27 protein-coding genes are annotated in these 25,720 nt (G+C 72.6%); 7 read left to right on the top strand and 20 right to left on the bottom strand.

Annotated elements, in window-relative coordinates; all coding sequences use genetic code 11:
• Positions 1–17: 17 nt before the first annotated feature.
• From Sm713_RS16825 to Sm713_RS16815, 3 genes are all read left to right on the top strand, one after another.
• On the top strand, positions 18–266 hold the full coding sequence (locus Sm713_RS16825) for an acyl carrier protein (protein ID WP_212910420.1): 249 nt from the start codon (positions 18–20) through the stop codon (positions 264–266).
• 78 nt (positions 267–344) lie between these two features.
• Entirely contained in the window at positions 345–1,616 is a 1,272-nt protein-coding gene (locus tag Sm713_RS16820; protein WP_212910419.1) for a beta-ketoacyl synthase, read from the top strand.
• A 224-nt stretch (positions 1,617–1,840) separates the two neighbouring features.
• Positions 1,841–2,266, top strand: a complete 426-nt coding sequence (locus Sm713_RS16815) for a PPOX class F420-dependent oxidoreductase (protein ID WP_212910418.1) — start codon at positions 1,841–1,843, stop codon at positions 2,264–2,266.
• Positions 2,267–2,472: 206 nt separating this feature from the next.
• Here Sm713_RS16815 and Sm713_RS16810 read toward each other — a convergent pair whose 3' ends face one another.
• Positions 2,473–2,967 carry a DUF3145 domain-containing protein gene (locus Sm713_RS16810; RefSeq protein ID WP_212910417.1) on the bottom strand — a complete coding sequence of 165 codons (495 nt, stop codon included), beginning with the start codon at positions 2,965–2,967 and terminating at the stop codon, positions 2,473–2,475.
• A 533-nt stretch (positions 2,968–3,500) separates the two neighbouring features.
• Here Sm713_RS16810 and Sm713_RS16805 point away from each other — a divergent pair.
• Positions 3,501–4,400, top strand: coding sequence for an SGNH/GDSL hydrolase family protein (locus Sm713_RS16805; protein WP_212910416.1), 900 nt, complete (start codon positions 3,501–3,503; stop codon positions 4,398–4,400).
• Positions 4,401–4,430: 30 nt separating this feature from the next.
• Positions 4,431–5,414: an aldose epimerase family protein gene (locus Sm713_RS16800; RefSeq protein WP_212910415.1), complete on the top strand. Its 984-nt coding sequence runs from the start codon at positions 4,431–4,433 to the stop codon at positions 5,412–5,414.
• A 478-nt stretch (positions 5,415–5,892) separates the two neighbouring features.
• Here Sm713_RS16800 and Sm713_RS16795 read toward each other — a convergent pair whose 3' ends face one another.
• Positions 5,893–8,421, bottom strand: a complete 2,529-nt coding sequence (locus Sm713_RS16795) for a beta-glucosidase (RefSeq protein ID WP_212910414.1) — start codon at positions 8,419–8,421, stop codon at positions 5,893–5,895.
• A 276-nt stretch (positions 8,422–8,697) separates the two neighbouring features.
• Between Sm713_RS16795 and Sm713_RS16790 the strand changes: the two genes are divergently transcribed.
• The gene (locus Sm713_RS16790) at positions 8,698–9,303 is read left to right on the top strand and encodes a TetR/AcrR family transcriptional regulator (RefSeq protein WP_212910413.1); all 606 of its coding nucleotides are present in this window, start codon (positions 8,698–8,700) and stop codon (positions 9,301–9,303) included.
• A 102-nt stretch (positions 9,304–9,405) separates the two neighbouring features.
• On the opposite strand, the gene Sm713_RS16785 is transcribed toward Sm713_RS16790, so the two are convergent.
• From Sm713_RS16785 to Sm713_RS16730, 12 genes are all read right to left on the bottom strand, one after another.
• Positions 9,406–10,221 carry an NAD(P)-dependent oxidoreductase gene (locus tag Sm713_RS16785; RefSeq protein ID WP_212910412.1) on the bottom strand — a complete coding sequence of 272 codons (816 nt, stop codon included), beginning with the start codon at positions 10,219–10,221 and terminating at the stop codon, positions 9,406–9,408.
• Positions 10,222–10,735: 514 nt separating this feature from the next.
• On the bottom strand, positions 10,736–11,974 hold the full coding sequence (locus tag Sm713_RS16780) for an NAD(P)/FAD-dependent oxidoreductase (protein ID WP_212910411.1): 1,239 nt from the start codon (positions 11,972–11,974) through the stop codon (positions 10,736–10,738).
• A complete protein-coding gene (locus tag Sm713_RS16775) occupies positions 11,971–12,168 on the bottom strand; it encodes a ferredoxin (RefSeq protein WP_212910410.1) in 198 nt (65 codons plus the stop codon). Before Sm713_RS16775 ends, Sm713_RS16780 begins: the two co-directional genes overlap by 4 nt.
• 53 nt (positions 12,169–12,221) lie before the next feature.
• Positions 12,222–13,007, bottom strand: a complete 786-nt coding sequence (gene hcaB / locus Sm713_RS16770; RefSeq protein WP_212910409.1) for a 3-(cis-5,6-dihydroxycyclohexa-1,3-dien-1-yl)propanoate dehydrogenase — start codon at positions 13,005–13,007, stop codon at positions 12,222–12,224.
• On the bottom strand, positions 13,004–13,324 hold the full coding sequence (locus tag Sm713_RS16765; protein WP_212910408.1) for a hypothetical protein: 321 nt from the start codon (positions 13,322–13,324) through the stop codon (positions 13,004–13,006). Before Sm713_RS16765 ends, hcaB begins: the two co-directional genes overlap by 4 nt.
• Positions 13,325–13,353: 29 nt before the next feature.
• Positions 13,354–13,983 (bottom strand): 3-phenylpropionate/cinnamic acid dioxygenase subunit beta, encoded by a 630-nt coding sequence (locus Sm713_RS16760; RefSeq protein WP_212910407.1) that lies wholly within the window; start codon positions 13,981–13,983, stop codon positions 13,354–13,356.
• A complete protein-coding gene (locus Sm713_RS16755) occupies positions 13,980–15,428 on the bottom strand; it encodes a Rieske 2Fe-2S domain-containing protein (protein ID WP_212910406.1) in 1,449 nt (482 codons plus the stop codon). The genes Sm713_RS16760 and Sm713_RS16755 overlap by 4 nt, the downstream gene beginning before the upstream one ends.
• A 251-nt stretch (positions 15,429–15,679) precedes the next feature.
• Entirely contained in the window at positions 15,680–16,462 is a 783-nt protein-coding gene (locus Sm713_RS16750) for an ABC transporter ATP-binding protein (RefSeq protein WP_212910405.1), read from the bottom strand.
• Positions 16,459–17,313, bottom strand: a complete 855-nt coding sequence (locus tag Sm713_RS16745) for an ABC transporter ATP-binding protein (RefSeq protein WP_212910404.1) — start codon at positions 17,311–17,313, stop codon at positions 16,459–16,461. Before Sm713_RS16745 ends, Sm713_RS16750 begins: the two co-directional genes overlap by 4 nt.
• The gene (locus Sm713_RS16740; protein WP_212910403.1) at positions 17,310–18,365 is read right to left on the bottom strand and encodes a branched-chain amino acid ABC transporter permease; all 1,056 of its coding nucleotides are present in this window, start codon (positions 18,363–18,365) and stop codon (positions 17,310–17,312) included. The genes Sm713_RS16745 and Sm713_RS16740 overlap by 4 nt, the downstream gene beginning before the upstream one ends.
• Positions 18,362–19,240 (bottom strand): branched-chain amino acid ABC transporter permease, encoded by an 879-nt coding sequence (locus Sm713_RS16735; protein WP_212910402.1) that lies wholly within the window; start codon positions 19,238–19,240, stop codon positions 18,362–18,364. The genes Sm713_RS16740 and Sm713_RS16735 overlap by 4 nt, the downstream gene beginning before the upstream one ends.
• Positions 19,241–19,254: 14 nt before the next feature.
• Positions 19,255–20,478 carry an ABC transporter substrate-binding protein gene (locus Sm713_RS16730; RefSeq protein WP_212910401.1) on the bottom strand — a complete coding sequence of 408 codons (1,224 nt, stop codon included), beginning with the start codon at positions 20,476–20,478 and terminating at the stop codon, positions 19,255–19,257.
• A gap of 230 nt (positions 20,479–20,708) precedes the next feature.
• On the opposite strand from Sm713_RS16730, the gene Sm713_RS16725 reads away from it, so the two are divergent.
• Positions 20,709–21,512: an IclR family transcriptional regulator gene (locus Sm713_RS16725; RefSeq protein ID WP_212910400.1), complete on the top strand. Its 804-nt coding sequence runs from the start codon at positions 20,709–20,711 to the stop codon at positions 21,510–21,512.
• Between the two features lie 70 nt (positions 21,513–21,582).
• Here the strand turns inward: Sm713_RS16725 and Sm713_RS16720 are convergent, their stop codons facing one another.
• The 6 genes from Sm713_RS16720 to Sm713_RS16695 form a co-directional block, all read right to left on the bottom strand.
• A complete protein-coding gene (locus Sm713_RS16720) occupies positions 21,583–21,993 on the bottom strand; it encodes a gas vesicle protein K (RefSeq protein ID WP_212910399.1) in 411 nt (136 codons plus the stop codon).
• Between the two features lie 5 nt (positions 21,994–21,998).
• The gene (locus Sm713_RS16715) at positions 21,999–22,220 is read right to left on the bottom strand and encodes a gas vesicle protein (protein WP_212910398.1); all 222 of its coding nucleotides are present in this window, start codon (positions 22,218–22,220) and stop codon (positions 21,999–22,001) included.
• On the bottom strand, positions 22,213–23,070 hold the full coding sequence (locus Sm713_RS16710; protein WP_212910397.1) for a GvpL/GvpF family gas vesicle protein: 858 nt from the start codon (positions 23,068–23,070) through the stop codon (positions 22,213–22,215). Before Sm713_RS16710 ends, Sm713_RS16715 begins: the two co-directional genes overlap by 8 nt.
• Positions 23,067–23,645, bottom strand: coding sequence for a gas vesicle protein GvpJ (gvpJ, locus tag Sm713_RS16705; RefSeq protein WP_374195992.1), 579 nt, complete (start codon positions 23,643–23,645; stop codon positions 23,067–23,069). Before gvpJ ends, Sm713_RS16710 begins: the two co-directional genes overlap by 4 nt.
• A gap of 65 nt (positions 23,646–23,710) precedes the next feature.
• Entirely contained in the window at positions 23,711–24,946 is a 1,236-nt protein-coding gene (locus Sm713_RS16700) for an SRPBCC family protein (RefSeq protein WP_212910396.1), read from the bottom strand.
• Positions 24,939–25,625: a hypothetical protein gene (locus Sm713_RS16695; protein WP_212910395.1), complete on the bottom strand. Its 687-nt coding sequence runs from the start codon at positions 25,623–25,625 to the stop codon at positions 24,939–24,941. The genes Sm713_RS16700 and Sm713_RS16695 overlap by 8 nt, the downstream gene beginning before the upstream one ends.
• Positions 25,626–25,720: the final 95 nt, after the last annotated feature.

The following is a 25,720-nucleotide window of genomic DNA, read 5'->3' as shown; positions in this document are numbered from 1 at the left end:
ACAGAAGGAGCGCCAACATGGCCGCCACTCAGGAAGAGATCGTCGCCGGTCTCGCGGAGATCGTGAACGAGATCGCCGGCATCCCGGTCGAGGACGTCCAGCTGGACAAGTCCTTCACGGATGACCTTGATGTCGACTCGCTGTCCATGGTCGAGGTCGTCGTCGCCGCCGAGGAGCGTTTCGACGTCAAGATTCCCGACGACGACGTAAAGAACCTCAAGACTGTCGGCGACGCGACCGACTACATCCTCAAGCACCAGTCCTGACTCGGGCCTGACGCTTGTGCCTGCCGCCACCCGGCGGTGGCGCCGCTGAATCCCTCGTAACCTGGAGAAGGAATTCCTGTGAGCTCGACCAAGCGCACCGTGGTCGTCACCGGTATCGGCGCAACCACACCGCTGGGTGGCGACACGGCATCCACCTGGGAAGCCCTCATCGCCGGCCGGTCCGGCGTCGCCCGCCTGGAGCAGGAGTGGGCGGCCGACATGCCGGTCAAGATCGCCGCCGAGATCGCGGTGGAGCCGGGAGAGGTCATTCCCCGGCCGCAGGCCCGCCGTCTGGACCGCTCGGCGCAGTTCGCGCTGATCGCCACCCAGGAGGCCTGGAAGGACGCCGGTTTCACCGCCAAGGCGGGCCAGGACGGCAGCATCGACCCGGACCGGGTCGGCGCGGTCATCGCGTCCGGCATCGGCGGCGTGACCACCCTGCTCGACCAGTACGACGTGCTCAGGGAGAAGGGCGTCCGCAAGGTCTCCCCGCACACCGTGCCGATGCTGATGCCGAACGGCCCGTCCGCAAACGTCGGCCTCTACGTGAACGCGCGCGCCGGTGTGCACACCCCGGTGTCCGCCTGCGCGTCGGGAGCCGAGGCCATCGGCTACGGCATCGAGATGATCCGCACCGGCCGCGCCGACGTGGTCGTGGCGGGCGGCACCGAGGCCGCCATCCACCCGCTGCCGATCGCCGCGTTCGGCAACATGATGGCGATGTCCAAGAACAACGACGACCCGCAGGGCGCCTCCCGCCCCTTCGACGTCGACCGCAACGGCTTCGTCCTCGGCGAGGGCGCGGGCGTGGTCGTGCTGGAGTCGGAGGAGCACGCCAAGGCGCGCGGCGCGAAGATCTACGTGGAGGCGGTCGGGCAGGGCATCTCCGCCGACGGCCACGACATCGTGCAGCCTGAGCCGGAGGGCAACGGCATCGCGCACGCCCTGGCGAACCTCCTCCAGAACACTGACGTGCGGCCGTCCGACATCGTCCACGTCAACGCCCACGCCACGTCGACGCCCGCCGGGGACATCGCCGAGCTGAAGGCGCTGCGGAAGGTCTTCGGCGACGAGGCCGACCACATCGCGGTGGCCAGCACCAAGTCCATGACGGGCCACCTGCTGGGCGGCGCCGGTGGCGTGGAGTCGGTCGCGACGATCCTCGCGCTGAAGAACCGTCTCGCCCCGCCGACCATCAACGTCGACACGCTCGACCCGGAGGCCGCCGGCGTCGCGGACGTCATCCGCGACACGCCGCGCGAACTGCCCGGGGGCTCCATCACGGCGCTCAACGATTCGTTCGGCTTCGGCGGACACAACGTGGTCCTCGCCTTCCGGCTGCCCGGCTGAGAAGGTCCAGTCACTCCCCCACTGCCTTGAGGGCGTGGGAGGTACCTCGACCCGCTGCCTTGAAGACGTGGGAGGTACCCCTACCTAGCGCCTTGAGGGCGTGGGAGGTACCCCCACCCACCGCCTTGAGGGCGTGGGAGGTCCCCCCGCCCGCTTGGCGGGGAGCGGCCCCACCCGGTGCCGGCCGGTCCGGGTGGCGCCCCACCAAGGAAGGCTTCACCACTGTGACCACCGAGGCCCTCGCGGAGCTGATCGCCCGCTCGAAGCAGGGCGTGCTGACGACCATCAAGTCGAACGGCCGCCCCCAGCTCTCCAACGTCATCTACGCCTACGACCCGGAAGCCCGGCTGGTACGGGTGTCGGTCACCGCCGACCGCGCGAAGACCGCCAACCTCCGCCGCGATCCCCGCGCGAGCCTGTACGTCACCACGCCCGACTTCCGGCACTACGCCGTGGCCGAGGGAACGGTCGAGCTGACGCCGGTGGCCGAGGATCCCGGGGACGCCACGGTGGAGGAGCTGATCGGGTACTACCGCGCCCTGTCCGGCGAGCACCCCGACTGGGACGACTACCGCCGCGCCATGGTCAGCAACCGGCGGCTCGTCGTCCGGCTGCCCGTGGAGCGCGTGTACGGCGGCGCGGGAAGCTGAGGGGGTCCTGCGGGCGGCTCTGGAGCCCCGGAGCCCCGGAGCCCCGGAGCCCCGAGGGGAAACCGGCGGCTCCGCCGGCCGTGCCTGCCCCGGCACCGCCCGGTCCCGATCCGCCGGTCCCGTGTGTATCCGGCCCACTCGAACGGTCCACCCTCGGTCCTCCCGAGAGCGACCCGCTGCGGCCGGGTGCGCACGGGGCCGGCGGATCACACCACCTGGTGCAGCCAGCGGACCGGGGCGCCCTCACCGGCGTAGCGGAACGGCTCCAGTTCGTCGTCCCAGGGCTTGCCGAGCAGCCGGGCCACCTCGGCCTGGAGGTCGGCGCCCTCGCGCTGGGCGCGCGCGAGCGCCGCGCGCAGCCGGTCCTCGGGGATCAGGATGTCGCCGTGGATACCGGTGACGGCATGGAAGATGCCCAGGTCGGGCGTGGCGGAGTAGCGCTCGCCCTCGGCCGTGGCGCTGGGTTCCGCGGTCACCTCGAAGCGCAGCATCTGCCAACCGCGCAGCGCGGAGGCGAGCTTGGAGGCCGTGCCCGCCTGGCCCTGCCAGGAGAACTCCGATCTCCAGGTGCCGGGCTCCGCGGGCTGCCTGATCCAGTCGAGGTTGACGCGCGTACCGAGCACGCCCGCGACCGCCCATTCGACGTGCGGGCACAGCGCGCGCGGCGCCGAGTGCACGTACAGAACTCCACGAGTCGTCACCGGGACCTCCAGTGTGGGACGAGGTGAGCCTTCGGGGGCGGCCCTCGCGCCCGTGCCGAGCAATATTCCTCAAAAGGGACAGATGTGACGTGATGTAATTTAGCGGAACCGTAACGGCGGATTGCCACCGGCCCGGCCGTCGGCCTGTCACCGTCCCCCACGATGGTCAGACCACCATGGGCCGAGGCTACCGCGCGGCGGGGCAAGGAGTGTGACGTACCGTCCGTCCCGCGGTGCGGAAACACGGACCTTTCACTCGCAGGGACGGCATGCCGGTCACGGCGGACGAGGAACGCGCGCCCGGCGCCGCGACACCCGAAAGAGGTCGGTGGGCCCCCCGGATGACACCCGGACGAGACTCGTACGAGACCCGGGCGGGACGATGACCGATCCGCGGGACACTGATCGCCATGATGAACGGGCACGGTTCGGCCACGCCGGCCGTGGCACCGCCGATGCGTGCCGCCGGGCGGCGCCCCCGCCCGGGGCACGGTCCGGCGTGACAGCGAGACCACACAGAAGGACGTCCGGGGATGCGAAGACCAAGCCGGCGCTCGCCAGTCGCCGTCGCCGTGGCGGCGGCCGTGCTGGGCGCCATGACGCTCACCGGGTGCGGCGGGCCGGACCACCCCGCCGCCCGGGGCTCCTCCGCACCCGGCAAGCAGGCTCCGCGGCCGGCCCCGGTCTGGGACCGCCGCCCCGGCTCGCTGGCGGCCGTGGGCGACTCCATAACGCGTGGCTTCGACGCGTGCTCCGCGCTTGCGGACTGCCCCAGCGTTTCGTGGGCGACCGGCTCGGACCCCACGGTGCGCAGTCTCGCGGCGCGGCTGCTGGGCGAGCGTGCCGTCGGGCACAGCTGGAACTACGCCGTCTCGGGCGCCCGTATGCAGGACCTGCCGGGACAGGTGAGGCGTGCCGCGGCCCGCCGTCCCGAGCTGGTGACGGTGATGGCCGGGGCCAATGACGCCTGCCGGAGCTCCACGCGCGCCATGACGAAGGTCGACGAGTTCCGGGCTGACTTCGAGAAGGCCATGCAGGCGCTGCGCGAGAAGCTGCCCAGGACGCAGGTGTACGTGGCGAGCGTGCCGAACCTGAAGCGGCTGTGGTTCCAGGGGCGCACCAACCCGCTGGGCAAGCAGATCTGGAAGCTCGGCATCTGCCCCTCGATGCTCGCCGACGCGGACGCGAAGGACGCCAAGGCCACCAAGCGCCGTGCGAAGGTGCAGGAGCGGGTGGTGGCGTACAACAAAGTACTGAAGGAGGTCTGCGCCAAAGACCTGCGCTGCCGGTACGACGGCGGGGCGGTCTTCGACTACCGCTTCACCACCGCGCAGTTGAGCCACTGGGACTGGTTCCACCCCAGCCGGGACGGTCAGAGCCGTCTCGCGGAGCTCGCCTACCGCGGGGTGACGGCGAAGGAGGCGGTCTCCTGAGCGGCGGCGAACCCGCGTAACCTCTCGATCATGGCTTCTCAACCCTTCGGGGCCCTGCCCGACGGCACACCCGTGCACCGCTGGACCCTGGAGCGGGCCGGGGTGCGGGTGCGCGTCCTGACCTACGGCGCCATCGTGCAGTCGGTGCGCGTCCCGGACCGGGACGGCCACGGTGCCGAGGTGGTGCTCGGCTTCGAGGACCTGGACGGCTACCTGGAGCACGCCTCGCCGTACTTCGGCGCGCTGGTGGGGCGGTACGCGAACCGCATCGGCGGGGCCCGCTTCACGCTCGACGGCACGGTGCACAGGCTGCCTGCGAACGAGGGGCGGAACATCCTGCACGGCGGCGACGGCGGCTTCGACAAGCGCGTGTGGGACGCGGCCCCGGTGCCGCACGGGGTGCGCCTGAGCCGGGTCAGCCCGGACGGCGAGGAGGGCTTCCCGGGCCGCCTGGAGGTCTCCGCGACGTACACGCTCGACGAGTCGGGAGCGCTCCGCATCGCCTACGAGGCGGTGACCGACGCACCCACCGTGCTCAACCTCGCCAACCACGCCTACTGGAACCTCGGCGGGGCCGACTCCGGTACGGCGGGCGGCCACGAGCTGCGGATCGCCGCGTCCCGGATCACGCCGGTGGACGCCGAGCACATCCCCACCGGCGAGCTGGCGGCGGTCGAGGGCACCCGCTTCGACTTCCGTGAGGCCCGCAAGACGGGGGCGGGCTACGACCACAACTTCGTGCTGGACAAGGGGGTCACCGAGCGGGCCGAGCCGGTGGCCGAGCTGTTCGATCCGGCGTCGGGGCGGGTGCTGACGGTGGCGACCACCGAGCCCGGGGTGCAGCTCTACACCGGCGACCATATCGGCCACGGTTCGTTCGGGCCCACGGCGGGGACGGCGCTGGAGACCCAGCACTTTCCTGATGGGCCGAACCAGCCGGGGTTCCCCGGTACCGTGCTCCGGCCCGGAGCGGTGTTCCGGTCGGAGACCGTGTACGGCTTCTCGGTGCGCTGAGGCGGTTTCGGGTACGCCGGTGCCGGGGGGCCGGAGCGGGTTGCGTGAACGCGGTCGTGGCTTTTTTGCGCAGTTCCCCGCGCCCCTGGGTCCGCGGCGGAGGCGAGCGGTCCGGCGCGACACCGCCGTGGTACTTCGCGCAGTTCCCCGCGCCCCTGATCACACGGCTCAGGCACACGGTCCAGCGCGACACCGCCGTAGTACTCGCGCAGTTCCCCGCGCCCCTGATCACACGGCTCAGGCACACGGTCCAGCCGAGCAGCCCACGGCCACCACGAAGGGGCGCGGGGAACTGCGCACGCACCCACCCACCCACCGGCACGTCCGATACGAACCGCAAACCCCAGGACGAGGGGCCCGGCAGCCCGGCTCCCCCGGCCACCGATGGGGGCCTACCGCGACCGCCAGGGAGCACGGGCCCCGGAGCGGCCGTCAGGTGCCTGCTCCGGGGCCCGGGTCCAGGGGGGAGCAGCGCGCGTCAGCGCTTGAGGGTTGCCGCGACCCTCAGGTCCCCGACCGACCGGCCGGCCTCGACCGTGTACGCGCCCGGTACCGGCGCCCAGCCGCCGGCGCCCTCGTCCCAGATCTCGAAGGCACGGGGGGCCAGGTCCACGGCCACCTCGATGGTCTCGCCCGGCTCAGCGGTCACCGGCGTGAAGCCGGCCAGTACGCGGGCGGGCCGCTCGGCCGAACCCTCACCGAGGTCGGCGGGACCGGCGTAGACCTGGACGATCTCGCGCCCGGGGCGCCGGCCGGTGTTCCGCACCCGGACGGTGGCCGTGGTGCCGGTGACGTCGATGGACTCGTACGTCCAGTCCGTGTAGCCGAGGCCGTGCCCGAAGGGGTAGACGGGCGCACGGCCGGCCCGCTGCCAGGCGCGGTAGCCGATGAAGACGCCCTCCCGGTACGGCAGCTCGCCGTCCACGGGCGTCACCTGCGTCACCGGGGCGTCCCGGAGCGCTCCCCATGTGGTGGGAAGCCGGCCGCCCGGCTCCGCGGTGCCGAGCAGCACGTCGGCGAGGGCAGCGCCGCCCTCCTGGCCGGGGAACCAGCTCAGCAGCACGGCGGCGACCTCGTCCCGCCAGGGCAGTTCCACGGGCGACCCTGCGTTGACCACCACGACGGTGTTCGGGTTGGCCGCCGCGACCGCCCGGACCAGGTCGTCCTGGCGGCCGGGCAGGGCGAGGTCGGCGCGGTCGAAGCCCTCCGACTCCACGCGCTCCGTGGTGGCGACGACCACCACGGCCGCGTCGGCGCCGCGGGCGGCCTCGGCCGCCTCGGCGATCAGCTCGTCCGCGTCCCGCTGCGGGGTGAGGTGCACGAGCGAGAAGACGACGCCGGGCAGCGGCGGCGCGTACCTCTTGTCGAGGGTGTTGCGCAGCGAGACCTCGACGGGCTCGCCGGCGGTCAGCTGGATCCGGGCACGCTCAAGCGGGACTCCGAAGAACGCCTCGAAGGGGTCGGAGACCTCGCCCAGTTCCTCGGCGCCCGCCCACACCACCCTGCCGCCGACGCTGAGGGTGAACGCGCCGAGGCCGCGGGTGCCGAGCTGGTGCTCGCCGCTCTCGCGCGGGGTGAAGGTGCCGGTGATCTCGATGCTGTGCAGGGTCTCGTAGGTGACGCCGTCGGGGAGGTCGTCGCCGATCCACTGGAGCTGCCCGGTGGGCATGGGGGCGCTGCCGAGCACGGTTCCCTCGGCGTCGCGGCACACGGCGCTCAGCCGGAAGCCCTTGCCGGCGGGGGCCAGTTCCTCGCTGAGGTCGGCGCCCAGGGCCCAGTCGACGGTGCCCTCGGGCAGCGCGGCGGTCAGGCCGTCCAGCGGGGAGACGACGTGGTCGGGGAAGACGGTGGCCGAACCCCCGCCCAGGACCCGGGCGTCGCGCGCGGCGGCGCCGATCAGGGCGAGCCTGCGCAGCCGGGCCGGATCCAGCGGCAGCGCGGCCGGCTCCCGCGGAGCCCCCTCCAGCCCCGCGGGAGAGTCGGGGGAGGCGCCCTCCGGCACCGGGGCCGGCACGGGTGCGTTGCGGACGAGGACGAAGCCGCGGCGGGCGATCTCGCGGGCCAGCGCCTCGCCGTCCACCGCGGGCGGCAGGGCGTCCTCGGGTACGACGGGCTCGGCACCGGCGAGGATGCCGACCCGGGCCGCCAGCCGGAGCACCCGGCGCACGGCCGCGTCCACGGTGGCCTCCTCGACCTCGCCGGCGCGCACGGCGGCGGCCAGCGCCTCGCCGAAGACGGTCTCGGGGCCGGGCATGGCGAGGTCGAGCCCGCCGTTGATGGTGCCGGCGGTGGAGCGGGCGGCCGTCCAGTCGGAGACGTTGACGCCGTCGAAGCCCCACTCGCCGCGCAGCACGCCCTCCACGAGCGGGCGGTGCTCGGTCATCGTGATGCCGTTGACCGTGTTGTAGGCCGTCATCACGCCCCAGGGCCGGGCGTTCTCGACGATCGCCTCGAACGGGGCGAGGTACAGCTCGCGCAGGGTGCGCTCGGAGACGATGTTGTCCACGGTGAAGCGGTCGGTCTCGGCGTCGTTGGCGACGAAGTGCTTGACCGTGGTGCCGACCCCGCCGGACTGCACGCCCTGCACGTAGCCGGTGCCGATCACGCCGGTGAGGTGCGGGTCCTCGCTGTAGGTCTCGAAGTGCCGGCCGCCCAGCGGCGAGCGGTGGAGGTTGACGGTCGGCGCGAGCAGGACGTGCACGCCCTTGCGGCGGGCCTCCTGCGCCAGCAGCCGGCCGGCCCGGCGGGCCAGGTCCTGGTCCCAGGAGGCGGCGAGCGCCGTCGGCGAGGGCAGCGCGATGGACGGGTCGGTGGCGGTCCAGCGCAGTCCGCGTACCCCGATCGGACCGTCCGACATCACCATCGAGCCGAGGCCGATCTCCGGCAGCGCGGGCAGCGACCACATCGTCCGGCCGGCCAGCAGCCGGGTCTTGCCGTCGAGGTCGAGCCGTGCGAGCGCGGCGTCGACGACCGCCTCGCGTGCCTGGTCGGCCGGGGTCCGGGCCATGGAGGTGCCTCCTGTGGGTCGCTCTCGCCTGCGTCCGTGCGCCGGGCATCCGCGGCGGCGCGCCATCCGCTCCCTCTCCATTCCCTGCCCATCCTGCCCCCGCTACCGGTAGATCGGTAGCTTTTGTTACCGTGCCGTTATCAGCGGATGCCGTACGGTCTGGTCGGACGGGCGGCGCGCGGCCCGTGATCCGCATGCGGCCGACCACCGCACGGATCGCACCGGACGCGCGCCACAGGGTGACGGGGCAGTGGGCGAAGGGCAGGCGTCGGCGGCATGACGGCCAAGGCGGGCAGGTCCGCGAGGGGGGACGAGCGGCGCGCGGAGATCCTGCGCGCCGCGTTCGAGGTGATCGCCGAGCGCGGCTACCGGGGCGCGACGCTGAGCGCGGTCGCGGAGCGCGTCGGCCTCACCCAGCAGGGGCTGCTGCACTACTTCCCGACGAAGGAGGCGCTGCTGGTCGCCGTCCTGGAGAAGCGGGACGAGTGGGACGCGGTGCCGGAGGGCAAGTGGCGACTCGACCTGCTCGCCTCTCTGGTGGAGTACAACACGATGCGCCCGGGCATCGTGCAGGCCTTCTCCGCGCTGCTCGGCGAGAGCGTCACCGAGGACCATCCGGCGCGGGAGTTCTTCACCCAGCGCTACGCGCGGCTGCGCGCCAGCATGGCGCAGATGCTCCGCTCGGAGTGCGGCGAGGCGCTGCCCGCCGGACTGACGCCCGAGCGGGCGGTGCCGCTGCTGGTGGCGGTGATGGACGGATTGCAGTACCAGTGGCTGCTGGACCCGGAGGGGGTGGACATGCCCGGCGCGTTCCGGGACTTCCTCGCGCTGCTGGGCGGGGACGGAGACGGGCACGGCGGCCGGGACGGGGACGGAGGCTGAGCCTCCCCGGCCTGCCCAGCCCCGTCCCGTCCCGACCCGTCCCGACTCGACCCGTCCCGACTCAGCGTCCGGCGCTCAGGACGAGCGCTTGCGGATGCGCTGTCAGGACTTCCGCTCGCGGATGTACGGGACGATCCGTGCGATGTCCTCGTGGGCCGTATCGGGCCGGTCCGCGGCATCGGCGTACTGCTGCCTGATGGCGGAGACGACCGGCAGGTCGGCGGTGCCGGTCGCCAGTTCGGCGTCCTTGCGGGCCAGCGCCATGTCGAAGTGGAGGTCCTCGGCGAAGGCACGGGGCACGGCGCCGCCGATCGCGCTGGACTCCAGCGTGCGGCGGACCACCTCCTCGGGCAGGCCCAGCGCGTCCCCGAGCGCCAGCCCCTCCGCGACCAGGGCGACGGCACCCAGCAGCGAGACGTTCACGACCACCTTCAGCGCCGCCCCCGAGCCGAGCGCGCCGACGTGGGTGACGGTGCCGAAGCGGGACAGCACCGGCTCGACCGACGAGACGTCGCCTCCCGCGAGGATCTTGAGCTCGCCCGCCTCCGCCTTGTCCGTGCTGCCCGCCACCGGCGCGTCCACCAGCGTCACGCCCTCCGGCAGCCGTCCCGCCAGCTCGCGCACCGCGTCGGGGCCGATGGTGGACATCTCGGCCCAGCGAGCTCCGGGGCGCAGCGCGGGCACGATCTCGTCGGCTACGGCGAACAGCGCCGGCGGGTCCGCGAGCATGGTGATGACGACATCGGCGTCGCGGACCGCGTCGGCGGGGCTCGCCGCGGCCGTCGCGCCGCCGGCGGTGAAGGGCTCCGTCTTGGCGGCGGTGCGGTTCCAGACCGTCAGCGGGTGGTCGGTGTCCAGCAGCCGACGGGCCATCGCGGCACCCATGTGCCCGAGCCCGAGAAATGCGATCTTGTCCATGGGGCCGACGCTAGGCCCGGCGTGGGGCCGGGGCAAGCGGGGTCCTGGCGGGGCCGGGCCGGATGTCGTTCCGTCTGCCCCGGCCGGGATGCGGCGGAGTTCCGGCCTCGTCGTGGGTGGCCGCGCACCGCGGCCCGCGGCCGGCAGGCCGTCCCGTCTGCCCCTCTCCGACGGTCGCCGACTTCGCTCTCGTCGTGGCTGAGCGCGCAGTTCCCCGCGCCCCCATCGGGGCACACAGCCCCACAGGCGGTACCCGGTCGCACCCGCCGCGGCGGGACGGCGTCCCCGCGGGGTGCAGCACCGCGGCCCGCGGCCGGCAGGCCGTCCCGTCTGCCCCTCTCCGACCGTCGTCGACTTTCGCTCTCGTCGTGGCTGAGCGCGCAGTTCCCCGCGCCCCTATCGGGGCGAAGCCTCACAGAGAGTTCGCCGTCGCGCCCCCGCGGCAGAGCCGCACAACAAGACAGCCCCGCACCCCTTTCGGAGCGCACCCGTGCAGCTCGCCGTCCGAACCACGTCACGGCCCCGCGGCCCCGCGGGATGCAAGGGCCTTCACCTGGTCCACCGCCGTGGCGAACGGCGTGTGCGTCGTCAGGAGGCGGCGGCATACCGCCTGGGCCCGGGGCCAGTTGACGGTGACCGCCGCGCGCAGCCGTCCCGTGTCGTCCGTGTAGAGCGCGCCGCCGCGTGCCGTGGCCCCGGCGAGCCCGCCGATGACGGTGTGGCGGGTGGCGCCCACGGGGGTGCCAGCGATCTGGATCTTCCAGTCGTACTGGTCGCTCCATACGTAGGGGACGGGGGCGTAGGGCCTGGGGTCGTCCGGGTGGGCGATGTTGTGGGCGACGCGGGCGGCCTGCTCCGCGGCGTTGGTCCAGTGCTCGACGCGCAGGTGGGTGCCGCGGCCGGGGTGGTACCAGCGGGCGACGTCCCCGGCCGCGTACACGTCGGGCGCGTCGACCGCGCGGCAATACGCGTCGCAGACCACGCCGTCGTCCACGAGCAGTCCGGAGCCGGCCAGCCAGCGGTCGTTCGGGACCGCGCCGATGCCCACGACGACGGTGGCCGCGGGCAGCACCGTGCCGTCGGTGAGCGTCACCCGCAGCCGCCCGGACCGGCCCGTCACACCTTCGACGCCGCTGCCGAACCGGCTGGCGACACCGTGCCGCCGGTGCAGGTCCGCGAAGTGCGCGCCGACCTCGGGGCCGAGCAGCCGGCCCATGGGCACCGGCAGTGGGTCGACGACGGTGACCTCGCAGCCCAGGGCGCGCGCGGTGGCGGCGACCTCGGCGCCGACGAACCCGCCGCCGACCACCACCACGGGACCGCCGCGCACCAGGTCGGCGCGGAGGGCGGCCCCGTCGGCGAGGGAGCGCAGCACGTGCACACCGGACTCGGCCGGCCAGGGCGAGGGGCGGGCGGCGGCGCCGGTGGCGATCACGCAGGTGTCGTAGGCGAGTTCGGAGCCGTCGGCGAGGTGGACGCGGTGGCCCGCCGGGTCCAGCCGGCGGGCGGCGGCGCCGAGCCGCAGCTCGATACCGGAGTCCGCGGCCTCGGCCGGGGCGAGCAGGGTGAGCCGGGAGCCCTCCCAGGTGCCGGCGAGGAACTGCTTCGACAGCGGCGGCTTGTCGTACGGCGGTTCGTGCTCGGCGCCGACGAGGACCACCCGGCCGTCGTACCCCTCGGTGCGCAGCGCCTGGGCGGTGCGCACCCCGGCCACCGAGGTGCCGATGACGACGGTGGTACCGGTGTGGCTCATGCGTCCTCGATGGTGAGCGCGGAGACCGGGCAGCTTCTGGCCGCCTCCCGCAGCCGCGGCAGATCCCCCTCGGGGACCTGCTCCTTGAGGAGGACGACGACGCCGTCGTCATCGATGTCGTACGCGTCCGGCGCCCCGGCGACGCAGTTCGCGTATCCCTGGCACGCGCCGAAGTCCGCCTTGAGGACAGGCATGGTCAGGCTCCTTTCCCATGTGTTCGGTACGGGCTCCCGCGCGGGGAGCCGCTTCAGGCCTTGACGCCGATGCCGCCGTCGGAGTGCAGGGCCGTGCCGGTGAGGCCGCGGGAGCGGTCGGAGGCCAGGAAGACGTAGCTCCAGGCGTGGTCGGCACCGGAGAGCGCGACGTGCAGCGGGACCCGTCCGGCCAGCTCCTCGGCCCGGCCCGGGGTGTCCCCGAGGCTGCGGCCGTCCATACCGAGGCTGCCGAGGCCCCGCAGGTCGGTGTGGAGGGTGCCGCCGGGCGCGACGCCGTTGACGCGGATGTCCGGGGCGAGTTCGTGGGCGAGCGTGGTGACCAGGCCCCGCACGGCGAACTTGGACGAGACGTACAGCACCCCGCCGCGGCCCGGGTAGTAGCCCGACGTGGACTCGGTGAGGACGACCGAGCCGCGGGAGGCGCGCAGCGCGGGCAGGGCCGCCTTCACCGCGTGCAGGTGGCTCTTCACGTTCACCGCGAACATTTCTTCGAACGCCTCGTCCAGGAGGTCCGCGTCCAGGTCGGCAAGGCCCCGGTAGAAGTCGAAGACGCCGACGCAGTTCACCAGGGTGTCCAGGCCCCCGAAGGCGGCCGTGGCGCCGGCCACCGCCTCGTCGTTGGCGGCGCGGGTGGTGGCGTCGCCGCACGTCACGACCGTGTCCGGGGCCTCCTCGCGGAGCGCTTCGCACTTCGCGGGGTCGCGTTCGAGGACGGCGACGCGCGCGCCCTCCTCGCGGAAGGCGTCCACGACCGCGCGCCCTATCCCGGAGCCCGCGCCGACGACGAGGGCCCTCTTGCCTGCCAGCCAGTCGCTCATGCCTCGTCCTCCGGCTCCGGGTCCTCCAGGAGCGGCCCGAAGGGGTGGCCGACCATCGCGGAGAAGGTGGCGGTGTTCTGCCAGGTGAGCGCCTCCAGCTCCAGCGGGCAGAGCGCCACCCACTGGCCCGAGCGGATGGACTCGATCAGCAGGCGGGAGCCGTTGCGGGTCTGGACGCGGCTGACCCTGACTTCGGAGAACTCGTTGCCGACGGCGAGCGGTTCGCCGCTGGTGCGTGCCCGCAGGGCCTCCCGCTCGGCGGCGGCCCGGCGCGCGGCGCGGGCGTCCTCCTCTTCTCCCTCCCAGTGCAGGTCCACCGGAGGGTCACCTCCTTCCGCCCGGCGCCTCACAGGAAGATCGCCAGGTTCTGCATGCGGATCACCGAGTCGTCGACGAGGATCGTCCGGCGGGCGAGCCGCCAGCCGTCCGCGCCCCTGCGCAGCAGGTCCTCGCGGCCCGCGGAGATCTGTGCGGCCTCGCGGACGTCGCCGCGGCTGCGGTAGAGCAGCACCCCGGACTCGACGATCAGGTGGTCCGGGTCATCAGTGGCGAAGGTGCGCACGTTGGTGAGGTGGTGGCGCAGCCGGGACGGCGGGTCCTCCGTCCAGGCGTGCTCGGTGAGGAAGCGGGCCACCCGGCGGCTCAGCGAGTACTTGTCCTCGTCGAAGTGGGCCATGCCGGGCGCGGTGTCGAAGCCGGCGCCGAGGGCGGTGGTCACCCTCACGGGCATCACGTAGTGGATGTCGTCGGTGAGCAGGGTGAGCCACTGCTCGTAGTCCTGCGCGTCGAGCAGGTAGGCCTCGTCGACGAGCCACTGGTGGGCCGCCAGGTGCCGCTCGTCGCCGAACGGGAGGGTGCGGCCGGTGCGCGGGGTGCGCGGTGCGCCGGCGCCGAGGACGGCGCGGGCGGAGTGGGTGTCGCCCGGGGCGGTGCCGGGGCGGTAGGCCGGGGAGGCAGGGCGCGGGGTCGTCGTCATGCTCCGGTCACCACCGTGTCCGTGCCGGGAGCCGTGGACGTGGCGTTGGCCGTGGCCGCGGTCGTGTCCGTGCCGGTGCCCGCCGGGCCGCCGACGTGCGTCGCCTCCGCCGTCCGTGCGGGTGTCTCCAGGTGGTCGGCCCACTCGTTGAGCAGGGCCCGCTGGTTGTACTCGCCGTAGCCGGTGTGGGCGGCGCCGGGGCCCGCGAACTGCTCGGGCGCCAGCGCCGGGACCACCTCGGTGCCGTCGGCGAGGATGCCCATCCGGCTGTTCAGCCGGAGCCGGCGTGCCATGGAGCCGGCGGCGGTGTTGGTCAGCGAGACCCAGTTCTCGACGTCGTCCTGCTCGAACATGCCGGTGGAGCCGAAGCACATCAGATACGCCTTGTACGAGAGCTTCTTGAACTCCTCGGGGGCCTCGGCGTCCACCGCGAACCACGACAGCACCTCGGTCTCGTCCTTCCCTACTGGCTGCCACTGCCGGATGGAGATGAACGGCAGCACGTCCTCGCTGTCGGCGACCCGGGGCCAGTTGTGCACGAAGCTGAGGTTGGGGAAGACGGAGGCGGCGGAGATCATGAAGCCGTCGTCGCCGACCACCCTGAGCTGCTCGGCCGACCAGGACCGCTTCATCCGCTCGATCATCTCGTCCGGGTAGCCGACGTAGCGCAGCCGCTCCTGAAGCGTGCCCTGCGGCAGCTTGTACGTGGTGCCGCCGCCGCGGCCCGCCCAGTAGGTGCAGCCGTCCTTGCGCTTCTCCGCCTTCGGCTCGCGGAACAGCCCGATCTCGACGACGGAGGTGTGGGTCTGGGGGGTGTGGTACATGTCGCCGGCGAAGTTCTCCGCGCCGATCTTCCAGTTCGCCTTCACCCGCCAGCGCTGGGGGCCGCGCAGCTCGATGCCGCTCGGGCTCTGCTTCGTGTAGTAGTCCAGGTAGAACGCGAAGTCGCCGAGGTAGTCGCGCAGCGCCGGCGCCTCGGGGTCCAGGCTGAGGAAGAGCAGGCCGTTGTAGCCCTCCAGGCGGGGTGCGGGCAGCAGCCGCTGGCCCTTGCGGCGGAAGCCGGCCTCACCGCCGTAGGCGTCCTGGTGGAACGGCAGCCCGACGATCCGGCCGTCGTTCCGGTACGACCAGCCGTGGTACGGGCAGCGGAAGTGCGAGGCGTTGCCCATCTCGGCGCGGCACACCTGCATGCCGCGGTGCAGGCACATGTTGAAGTGGGCGTGCACCTGGCCCTGCTCGTCCCGGGCGACGATGAACGAGTCGTCGAGGACCCGCCGGACGACGTAGTCGCCGGGCTGGGGGATCTCCGACTCGTGCGCCACGAACATCCAGGCGCGGCCGAACACCCGCTCCTTCTCCAGCTCGAATATCTCCTGGTCGTTGTAGATGTGCGCGGGGATCATGCCGCGGCGCACGTCCTCCAGGACGGCGGTCTGGTCGGCCATCGCGACCTTCCTCCCTGACCCGGACGTAGGGTCTGGGTGTTTTCTCGTCAGCAGATATTTCCTCTGCTAAGTAGAACAACGATGGACACCCTCGTCAACCGCCTCTTTCTGTGGCTGATTGTGGGGTCCACCAATGCCCCTGAAAGGGGCGCGGGGATGGGCGTACCTCCCACGCCTTCAAGGCAGTGGGGGGAGCGGGCGGCCACAGCACACCCGCGCCCGCACCCGCGGACAAGGACGAGGGGAAGCCCTCAGATGTGCAGCTCCCCCAAGCCCTCCGGCACCGCGCGGACCCGGCGAGCCGCCTCCGGGTCGCCCTGGGCGCCGACGCCCAGGTAGTGCCGGCTCACGTCCTCGTCGGCGAGCAGCTCCGCGGCCGTGGCCCGGTGCGTCACCACGCCGTTGGTCAGGACGATGCCGTGGTCCGCGGTGCGCAGCGCGGCCGCCGCGTTCTGCTCGGCGAGCAGCACCGCGGTCCCGGCGTCCGCCAGCTCCCTGACGACGTCCAGGATCTGGGTGACGTACGCGGGCGCGAGGCCGAGCGAGGGCTCGTCCAGCAGCAGCACCCGGGGCTCGCCCATCAGCGCCCGCCCGACCGCGACCATCTGCTGCTGCCCGCCGGAGAGCATCCCGGCCTGCCGCCCGGAGAACTCCCGCAGCACCGGGAAGAGCCCGAAGACCCGCTCGAACCGCTCCCCCGCGTCCGTCCCGGCGCGGCCGGTGCGCAGGCACCCCATCAGCAGGTTCTCCCGCACCGTCAGGTCGGCGAAGAGCTGCCGCCCCTCCGGGACCAGGCACAGGCCGCGGCGGGCCACGTCGTGGGCGGGCCCCCGCGTGGTGTCCTCGCCGAGCAGCCGGACAGTGCCGCCGCGCGGGCGGTTCAGCCCCGCCAGCGTCCGCAGCAGCGTGGACTTGCCCGCGCCGTTCGCGCCGATCAGTGCCAGCACCTCGCCCTCGGCGACCTCGCAGGAGACGTCGCGCAACGCGCGCGTGGCGCCGTAGCGCACGTCAAGACGCTGTGCCGTGAGGATCATGTCGTCGCTCCCAGGTAGGCCTCGATGACCGCCGGATCGCCGCGCACCTCGGCGGGTGTGCCGTCGGCGACGACCTGCCCCGCGTCCAGGACGAGGATCCGCTCGCTCACCTTCATCACCAGCTCGATGTTGTGCTCGACGAGGACCAGCGCCACGCCCGAGGTGTGCACCGCCGTGAGCACGTCGGCGAGTTCGGCGGTCTCGGTGTCGTCGAGTCCGGCGGCGGGCTCGTCGAGCAGCAGCACCCGGGGTCCGCCGGCGAGCCCGCGCGCCACCTCCACCAGGCGCTGCGCGCCGGCGGGCAGGTCGGCGGCGGGCCGGTCGGCGAACGCGGTGAGGCCGAGGAAGTCCAGCAGGGTGGCGGCCCGCCCGTGCAGCGCGCGCTCCTCGCGGCGGGCGCGGGGCAGCCGCAGCCCGCCGGAGAGGAAGCCCGAGCGGGTGAAGCGGTGCGCGCCCAGCATCACGTTCTCGCGGACGGTGAGCAGCGGCACGAGGCGGGCCGACTGGAACGTCCTCATCAGCCCCTGCCGCGGCAGCCTGTGCGGCGGGACGCCGGTGATGTCCCGGCCGTCCAGGAGCACCGTCCCCCCGTCGGGGCGGGTGAAGCCGGTGACCATGTCGAGCAGGGTCGTCTTGCCCGCTCCGTTCGGCCCGATGATGGCGCGGGCGCCGCCGGCCCGTACGGAGAAGCCGACGTCGCGCACCGCCCGCACGCCCCCGAAGCTCCGGGTCAGCGATCTGACCTCCAGCAGCGGGGTGCCGTCCGCGGGAGCATCCTGGGTGCCCCCTGCCGGCGCGTGCGCGGCACCGCGCGCGGGCGCGCCCGCCGTCCTGTCCACTGGCTCGTTCACGATGTACTCCTTCGCCGGGCCACCAGCGCCTTCGCCGTGCCCCACAGGCCGCGGGGGAAGTAGGTCATGACCACGATCAGGACGAGCCCGGCGACCAGCGGTTCCCACTGGGAGAAGGTCTGTCCGGCCTGCGGCAGGCCCTGGAGGACCAGGGCGCCGAGGAGCGGTCCCGCGATGGTGCGGGGCCCGCCGAGCGCCAGCATGATCACCACACTGAGGGCGACGGTGACGCCGATGACGTCCGGTGAGATGAACCGCAGGTAGAAGGTGTAGAGGCTGCCCGCCACGGACGCGAAGACGGCCGAGGCGACGAACGCCCTGGTCTTGTAGGCGGCGGTGTCGATGCCGAGCATGGCTGCCGCCGGGGCGTCGGCGGCGACGGCCGTCAGGGCGCGGCCCGTCTGGCCGCGCTGGATGTTGGCGACGAACCACGCGCCCGCCGCGCAGACCACCAGCAGGACGTAGTAGTTGGCGCGGTCGGTGAAGACCGTCCAGCCGCCGAGCTGGAGGCTGGGCACGGCGACGAGTCCCGAGGGGCCGCCGGTGAGGTCGCCGAGCCCGGAGGCCAGCGCCTCGGTGATCACCGCGAGGCCGAGGGTGGCCAGGGCCAGGTAGTAGCCGCGCAGCCGCAGCAGCGTCGTCCCGAGCCCGGCCGCGACCAGTGCGGAGGCCAGCGCCATCACGGCGGTGGCCAGGGTGGTGGGCCAGTGCAGCCGCAGCGTGAGCAGGCCGGCGCCGTACCCGCCGAGGGCCATGAAGAGGGTCTGGCCGAGGGAGACCTGCCCGGCCAGGCCGGTGAGGAGGCCCAGGCCGAGCACCACCAGGAAGAAGATCCCGACGACCACGAGGAGGCCGACCCAGCCGGGTACCGCGAACGGCAGCAGCGCCGCGACCACGAGCGCCGGCACGGCGGCCGCCGGCCGTCGCAGACGGTCCACGCCGCGCCCGGCGGGTGCGCGGGCACCGGCGGTCGCGGGCGGCGCTTCCGGCCGGCCGGGGGTGCCCTGCCCGTCGGGGGCGCCCGGCCGGCCCGGTGTACGGATGGAGCTCATCGGCGTACCTCGCTCACCTTTCCGAACATCCCGCTGGGCCGGACCAGCAGCAGCGCGATCAGCGCGCCGATCGCGATCACCTCCGCGAGCTGGCTGCTGAGGTACCGGCTGAAGACGGCCTGGAGCAGGCCGAGCGCGAGCCCGCCGCCGACGGCGCCCGCGGTGCTGCCGAGCCCTCCGGCGACGGCCGCGACGAAGCCCGCCACCGCATAGGGCGTGACGGTGCTGAACTGGAGGAACGTCACCGGGATCACGGTGGTCCCGGCGAGCGCCGCCATCGCGCCGGAGAGGCTGAAGGCGATGAGCCGGATCCGGTCGGTGTTGACGCCGAGGAGTTCCGCCGCCTCAGGGTTGCCCGCGGTGGCACGCATCACCAGGCCGAGCCGGGTGCGGTGCAGCAGCGCCCACAGGGCGACGACGGACAGCGCGAGGACGCCCACGATCCAGAAGTACTGGGAGTTGATCCGCACCCCGCCGGCCACCGCGGTGCCGGCGGGCGGGAAGGGCCGCATGGTGTAGGGCAGGTTGCCCCAGACCAGCAGGAGGAAGCCGCCGATGGCCTGGAGCAGGCCGACGGTGACCAGCAGCATCCGGTCCGGCGTGGCCCGCCGGGCGCCGGGCAGCACCACGACCCGGTCCACCAGGGCGAGCCCCGCCGCGAAGACCACCACGACGATCGCCGCGACGGCGATCGGGGAGAGTCCCGTGTGCTGCTGCAAAGAGACCGCGGTGAGTGCGGCCAGCACCACGAAGCCGCCCTGTGCCAGGTTGATCACCCGGCTGATCGAGTACACCAGCGTCATGCCGAGCGCGATCAGGGCGTAGACGCATCCGTCCACGAGTCCCGAGACCACGATCTGAAGCGTGTCTGTCACGCCTGTCACCCTCCCTACCTTCCCGCGTAGGTGAAGCCCTTGGCGGTCGCCCGCACCACGGCCACGTCGTCGACGCCCAGGCCGCGGTGGTCGCCCGGGGCGAAGGAGTAGGTGCCGAGCACGCCCTGGTAACCCGTGATCCGGCCGAGCTCGCGAGCGGCCGCCTCCGGGTCTCCGTTCGCGCTCCGCAATGCCTGTGCGAAGAGGTGGACGGCGTCGTAGGCGACACCGGGGCCGAAGTCGGGCGGCTCGCCGAACCGTTTCCGGTACGCGCTCTGGTAGGAGCGGATCAGGCCCGCCGCCTGAGCGCCGCCGGCCCGGTCGCCGCCTGCCTGGTCGCCCCAGAAGTCCCGGGTGGCCGGGATCAGCAGCGTCTTGGGGGCGTACTCGGCGATGCGCTTCATGAACGTGAAGGTGAGGTTGGCGTCCGTGGTGGCCACCGGCAGGGTGCTGCCGGACTGCGCGAGGCCCTTGAAGGCGACGCCCGCGGCGGCGCCGCTCGCCCAGACGATCAGCGCCTGGGGGTGCCCGCCGCCCGCGACCTGGAGTTGGGGGGTGACCGAGATGGCGTTCGGGTCGTAGCTCGCGGCGCCGGTCAGATGGACGCCGGGGGCCTTCGCGACGGCCTCGTGGACGGCGCGGGCGCCGTCGAGGCCGCTGGCGTCGGTGGTGGTCAGCAGTCCGATGCGGGTGATGCCGCGGCGCTTCCAGTAGCCGACGAGGCGTTCGGCGAGCGCCGCCGTGTCGGCGCTTGACGACCAGGTCGTCGAGCCGGGTGCGGGGCGGATGCCGGGCGAGAGGCAGTAGTCGATGCGGTGGCCGCTGGTGGCCAGGGGCGCGACGGCGTTGCAGGAGCCGGCCACCGACGGGCCGATGACGGCGCCCACCGACGAGAGCATCCTGCGGGCGGCGAGCACGGCCTGCGCGGGGTTGCTCTGGTCGTCGGCGGTGCGCAGCGCGAGCCGGTGGCCGTTCACGCCCCCGGCGCGGTTGATCTGGTCGACGGCGAGCTGCGCACCGTGCAGTTCTCCGACGCCGAGCTGGCTGGCGGTACCGGTCTGGCTGGTGACCAGGCCGATGGTGTAGGGGCTCCCGTTCGCGGCGGACGCCTGGCCTCCGCATCCGGTGCAGAGCGCGCCGAGGGCGGTCGCGGCGGCGACGGCGAGCGCGCCCCGGCGGGTCGCCCGGGAGCCCGGCGGACATGGTCTGAAGAGAGGGAGCAGGCTGGGCCAGCCCATGTGATCAGCTCCAATTTTCTGCTCCAAAGAAGATTGCTCTGTCCTACAGTGAGAGCAGAAACGAGTCAATAGATGGCGCAGAACGTACGTCCGGTATCCACCAAGGAGTGCCGTTTCGGGGAAGCTCACAGTGGCGTGAAAAGTGGGGACCGCCGACCGGGCGGAGCCGGAGTGATGGGCGGCGAGCGATCTGGAAAAGTTAGAGGGCTTAGATGCCGTACTCTTCTGCTATGAAGAAAAGTCAGGGCGATACGGGGTCCACGGGGGCCATAGGCGGTCCGGAGCCGCAGTACCCGATCGAGTCGGTGGACAACGCCCTCAAGATCCTCCTGCTGCTGGGCGACCGCGACGAGCTGCGCCTCACGGATGTCGCCAACTACCTGGGGGTCGCGACGTCCACGGCCCACCGGCTGCTCGCGATGCTGCACTACCGCGGCTTCATCCGGCAGAGCGAGCGCGGCAAGGCGTACGAGGCGGGCACGGCGCTGACCGGTGTCGCCTTCTCGGTCCTCCAGCGCTTCGACGTCCGCTCCACGCTCCACCCGTTCCTGGAGCGGCTGAACGGCGAGCTGGCCGAGACGGTGCACCTGGGCGTCCTGGACGGCACCACGGTCCGCTTCATCGACGCGGTCGAGAGCCCGCGCGCGGTCCGCGTCGCCTCACGGCTCGGCCAGTCGATGCCCGCGCACTGCACATCGACCGGCAAGGCGATGCTCTCCCAGCTCAGCACGGCCGACCTGCACCGGCTCTACCCGGACGAGGAGCTGGCCGGCCTCACCCCGAACTCCATCCGGCAGCGCTCCGAGCTGGAGCACGAGATCGAGGTGGCACGGCGGCTGGGGTACGCCACCAGCAGCGAGGAGAGCGAGGAGGGGGTGACGTCGGCGGCGGTGGCGTTCCCGGCCCGGCGCACCCCCATGCAGATGGCGTTCAACGTCTCGGTGCCGGTCAGCCGGATGAACCGCACGGATCTGCGCAGGATCAGCACGGTCCTGCGGGAGACGGTGGACGAGGCGTCGGCGCTCGTCCACTGACAGAGTGCCGACCGGACGCTCGCCTTGGCTCACATGACAGTGCCGACCGGACGCTCGCCTTGGCTCACACCTACCTCGATGGCGGCAGCAGGGACCCCAGCGGGCCGAGGTCCAGGTTCAGATCGTCCATGGTCAGCCCGTAGCGGTCACACAGCTCACTCATCCGTTCTTCGAGGATCATCAACGTCATCCCGACGCGCTCCTCCTGGGACTCGCTCAGATCGCCCTGGTCGACACGGTGCAGCGCCGTTCGTTCCATGAGCTGGCGCAGCAGTTCGACGATGGTCAGGACGAGCTTCATCAAGTCCCGCTCCACGCTCTCCGGGTCCGTTCGCAGCCGTTGCGCGACATCCTTGCCCGATGCCCACGACCGCGGGTTCTCGCCGGAGAGCGCGGGCGTGAGATCGAGGCCGTCGGGCACCGCGGCCTCGGCCCCCTCGGTGACACCGCCGCCTTCGCCCGCTGTGTTGCCGGATGCCATGTGCCTCACAGCCCCTGGTCCCACGGGGCCGGCTCGTCGCCGGTGACGGACCGGATCACAGCACGGAGGTTGATGTGGACCAGATCGACGTCCGCGATGGACAGCACCAGATCACCTGCGAGCACCGCACCGCCGTTCAGGAGCCGGTCGAGCAGGTCGATCAGCACGATCTGGCGGCCGGCGATGTGCTCGTTCCCAGGATCTCGGGTCGTGAGGGCATCAGTCATCTGGCGCTCCTTGTGTCGCTCCGCCATCCGCCGAGGTCCCGTCGGCGAAGGAGTACGGCGCCCATGGCCCTGTCACCTCGACATGTACTCCGGGCGCTCCGTCCGCCATGCCTTCGAGGGTCCCGCGGAAGCCCATGACGTCGCTACGAGCGACCAGGTAGGCCTCGTTGGCGACGTTCTCGCCGATGCGCGGGGCCAGTTCGCCCTGCTGCGGACGGTGGACGGCTCTGGCCCGGACAAGAGGGGCCGCGGTCCGGGGCAGCCGTGCGGCAACCTCGCCCGCCGTGCGATGGACGTCCCGGCTGTGACGGCGGTGTGCCTGGCGGCGGCGCAGGTACGCGCGGCCCGGGCTCTCCCCTTCCGCCGTGTCCTGCGGTTCGGCGCCCCGGGCGCTCGTGGCAGCCGGCGTGCGGGCCGCCGGCGTCGCATACACCTTGACGCCCATTTCCACCTGGCCGTCGAGCCGGTCGAGCAACTGCCCGAAGCCCTCCGCCCGCTCCCGCAGGACCCGCGAGAGGCGTGCGTCGTCGAGGTAGACGGTCGCCAGACGCATCGGCAGCACCGTGGTGCGGGCATGGAGTGCGTCGACGACCTCGTTGTGCGAACGCGCCAGGCGTTCCAACTGGTCGAGGTCCTTCAGCCACTCCTCCAGGCCCCCGGCGCCGAACTCGTCGGCGGGCAGGGAAGCGGTCACGGCCGCGAGAGAGCCCTGGGTCACCAGCCGCAGAGGAGCGCCATCGACCCCTCGTACGTCGGGCACTTCCGGCGCGCCGCCGGCGCGGCAGACCGCATAGACGTACGAGACGGTGTTCCGGTCCGTTGTCCCGCCGGCTCCGTGTGTCCGCGTCATCCTTCGTCCTCGTTGTCGCGATCGTCGCCGCGGTGCCTGCGTGCCGGCCGGGACGGCTCTGAGGCCCCCGACGCGTCCTTCGACACGGGTCGCGGCTTCCGTGGCCTCGTTCCCGAGGGCCGGCTTTCTGGGGGCCTGCGTGCACTTCGCGTGCTCGCCCCCTCCGGGAGGCCGGCGGCGGCGCGGAGCTCTGCCACCTCGGCACGCAGCCTCGCCACCTCCGCGTCCTGCGCCCCCTTCTCGACGGGGGGCCCGCTCCCGGCGCCGGAGGGCCCCGCGGCCATCTGGCGGCCCGGGGCGTCGTCCCTGGCGCGCGAGGACAGCGACGGGTCGTGCTCCCACCAGTCGATGCCCATCTCCCTGGCCTTGTCCACGGAGGCCACCAGCAGGCGCAGCTTGATCGTCAGCAGTTCGATGTCGAGGAGGTTGATCTGGATGTCGCCCGCGATGACGATGCCTCGATCCAGCACCCGTTCCAGGATGTCCGCGAGGTTCGCGGAGGTTCCCTGGCCGGTGCCATAGGGCACGCCCATGCCGGAGGGCCCGCCCGCGCGGCGTGCGATGGAGTCGGACACGTCAGCTCACTCCCGGCCCTCGTCCGGCGCCGGCCCGGGGGCCGACGCCCTCGGGCCCGACGCGTTCACCTGCGGCCCGCGTGGTCATGGTCCCGGGCTGGTTCCTCTTCGACCTCATCGTCGTACGGCTCCTCGTCCTCGTAGCGGTCCTCGTCCTCGTAGCGGTCCTCGTCCTCGTAGTGGTCGTCGTCGCCGTAGCGGTCGTCGTCGCCCGCCTCGTCGGCCCGGTCGTCAACGTCCTCGGGGACCTCGCCGTCGTCGTCCTCGGACTCCTCGCCGTCGTACGGCCGATCCTCGTCGTCGTACGCCCGGTCCTCGTCGTCGTACGGCCGGTCCTCGTCGTCGTACGCCCGATCCTCATCGCCCTCGGCATCCTCCGGGCGGCCGTCCTCGTCGTTCCGGCCCGCGTTCTCCTCGGAACCGGTGTCCTGTGAGGAGGCGTCCTCATCGCGCTTCTCCTCCTCACGACGCGTCGCCTCGTCGTGGTCCACCACGACCTCGCCGTCACGGATCTCGCCCCGCCACGAGTCGGTGGCCTCGCCGCGCATCATGATGAACTTGCGGTACAGCTTGAGATCCAGGCGCGCCCGGCGCCCCTGTGCCCGCCAGATGTTGCCCGTCTTCTCGAACAGCCCCTTCGGGAAGTACTCAAGGACCAGCAGCACCCTGGTCAGGTTGTCCGTGATCGCGTGGAAGGTCACGACCCCCTTGACGGTGCCCTTCGCGCCCTCGGTGGTCCAGGTGATGCGCTCGTCCGGCACCTGTTCGGTGACGTTCGCCTTCCAGCTCCGCGTGGACTTGGCGACCTTGACCTTCCAGTTGCTCGACGCGTCGTCCGACTTCTCCACGCTCACCACGCCCTTGGCGAACGTGCTGAACTCCTGGAACTGCGTCCACTGGTCGTAGGCCTCGCGCTTCGGTACACCGACGTCGATGTCCTCGCTGATGGTGACGGACTTGGATTTTCCGCCGCCGCCCTTGCGGCCCTTGCCGAACACGCCCTTCAGCTTCTCCTTGAGGGTGTTCTTGAGGTGGTCCTTTCCCACCGCCTTCATCGCGTCGGCGGGCGACCCGCCCTCCGTCAGTGCCTGGCCGCCCTTCGCCAGACTTCCGGCCAGCCCGCCTGCCGCCCCACCTGGCTCCGCGAGTTTGCCGACGCCCTCCCCGAGCCGCTGACCGAGATGGGTCACCGTGTGCGTGGCACGGGCCACGAGGTAGTTGCGCAGTTCTTCCTTGAGCCTTTCCGTCGCCGGATTGTCCGAGAGTTCCTTGCGGATGCTCGTCATCGTCGACTCAGACATTGCTACCTCCCCGGTTGCTCGCCTTGCGGGCGGTGCCCGAGGCCGTCTTCCTCGCCCCCGAGGTGGTCTTGGGTGCGCCGGATGCGGTCTTGCGTGCGCCCGAGGCGGCCCCGCGCGCGGAGGGTGTCTCCTTGGGTGCGGCGGACGCGGCCCTGCGCGCACCGGAAGCCGTCCTGCGGGCCCCACCGGACGTGCCCGCCCGGGATGCCGATGCGGCCCGGCCGCCGGAGGGCTCCTGGGCCCTCGCCCTGGTGGCAGTACGCGCGGACCGCTGCCCCCCGCCGTCCGGTTCTTCTCGCTCCACCCCGCCCTCGACGAGGTCGCCGTCCGGGTCCTCCGGGTCGGCGTCGTCCTCGGGGCCGCGCTCCGCGGGCTCCTCGGCCTTGTCGTCGAGCGCCAGCGCTCGGCGCTGCAGCGAGTCCGCGAGACCGCCGATCCGGTGGGTCAGTGCCGAGGCCGCCGCGGATTTGGTGGTGTCCAGCACATCCCTGCGCACCTGGTCGTTGAGGCCGGCGAGCAACGGCGAGTCGGACAGTTTCGACGCGAGCCGCCTGGGGTCGAGATCGAGCTTCTTCCCTGCCAGGAACATGCCGAGACCGATGGCCATCTTGGCCTTCTTCGTCCGTCCGAGCAGATAGCCCCCCACCAGGGCCGCTCCTATCTTCGTGTTGTTCATCATTCTTGTGCACCTCGTTCTTCGAGTGACTTCTCCCCGTTGAAAAGAGCCGCGTTCTCGCGGCGATCCCTCATGGGCACCGCAGAAGGCCGACGGCA

This window comes from Streptomyces sp. TS71-3 (assembly GCF_018327685.1).
GTDB lineage: Bacteria > Actinomycetota > Actinomycetes > Streptomycetales > Streptomycetaceae > Streptomyces.
The sequence above is the reverse complement of the archived record's forward strand: the minus strand, read 5'-3'. Positions and strand labels throughout refer to the sequence as shown.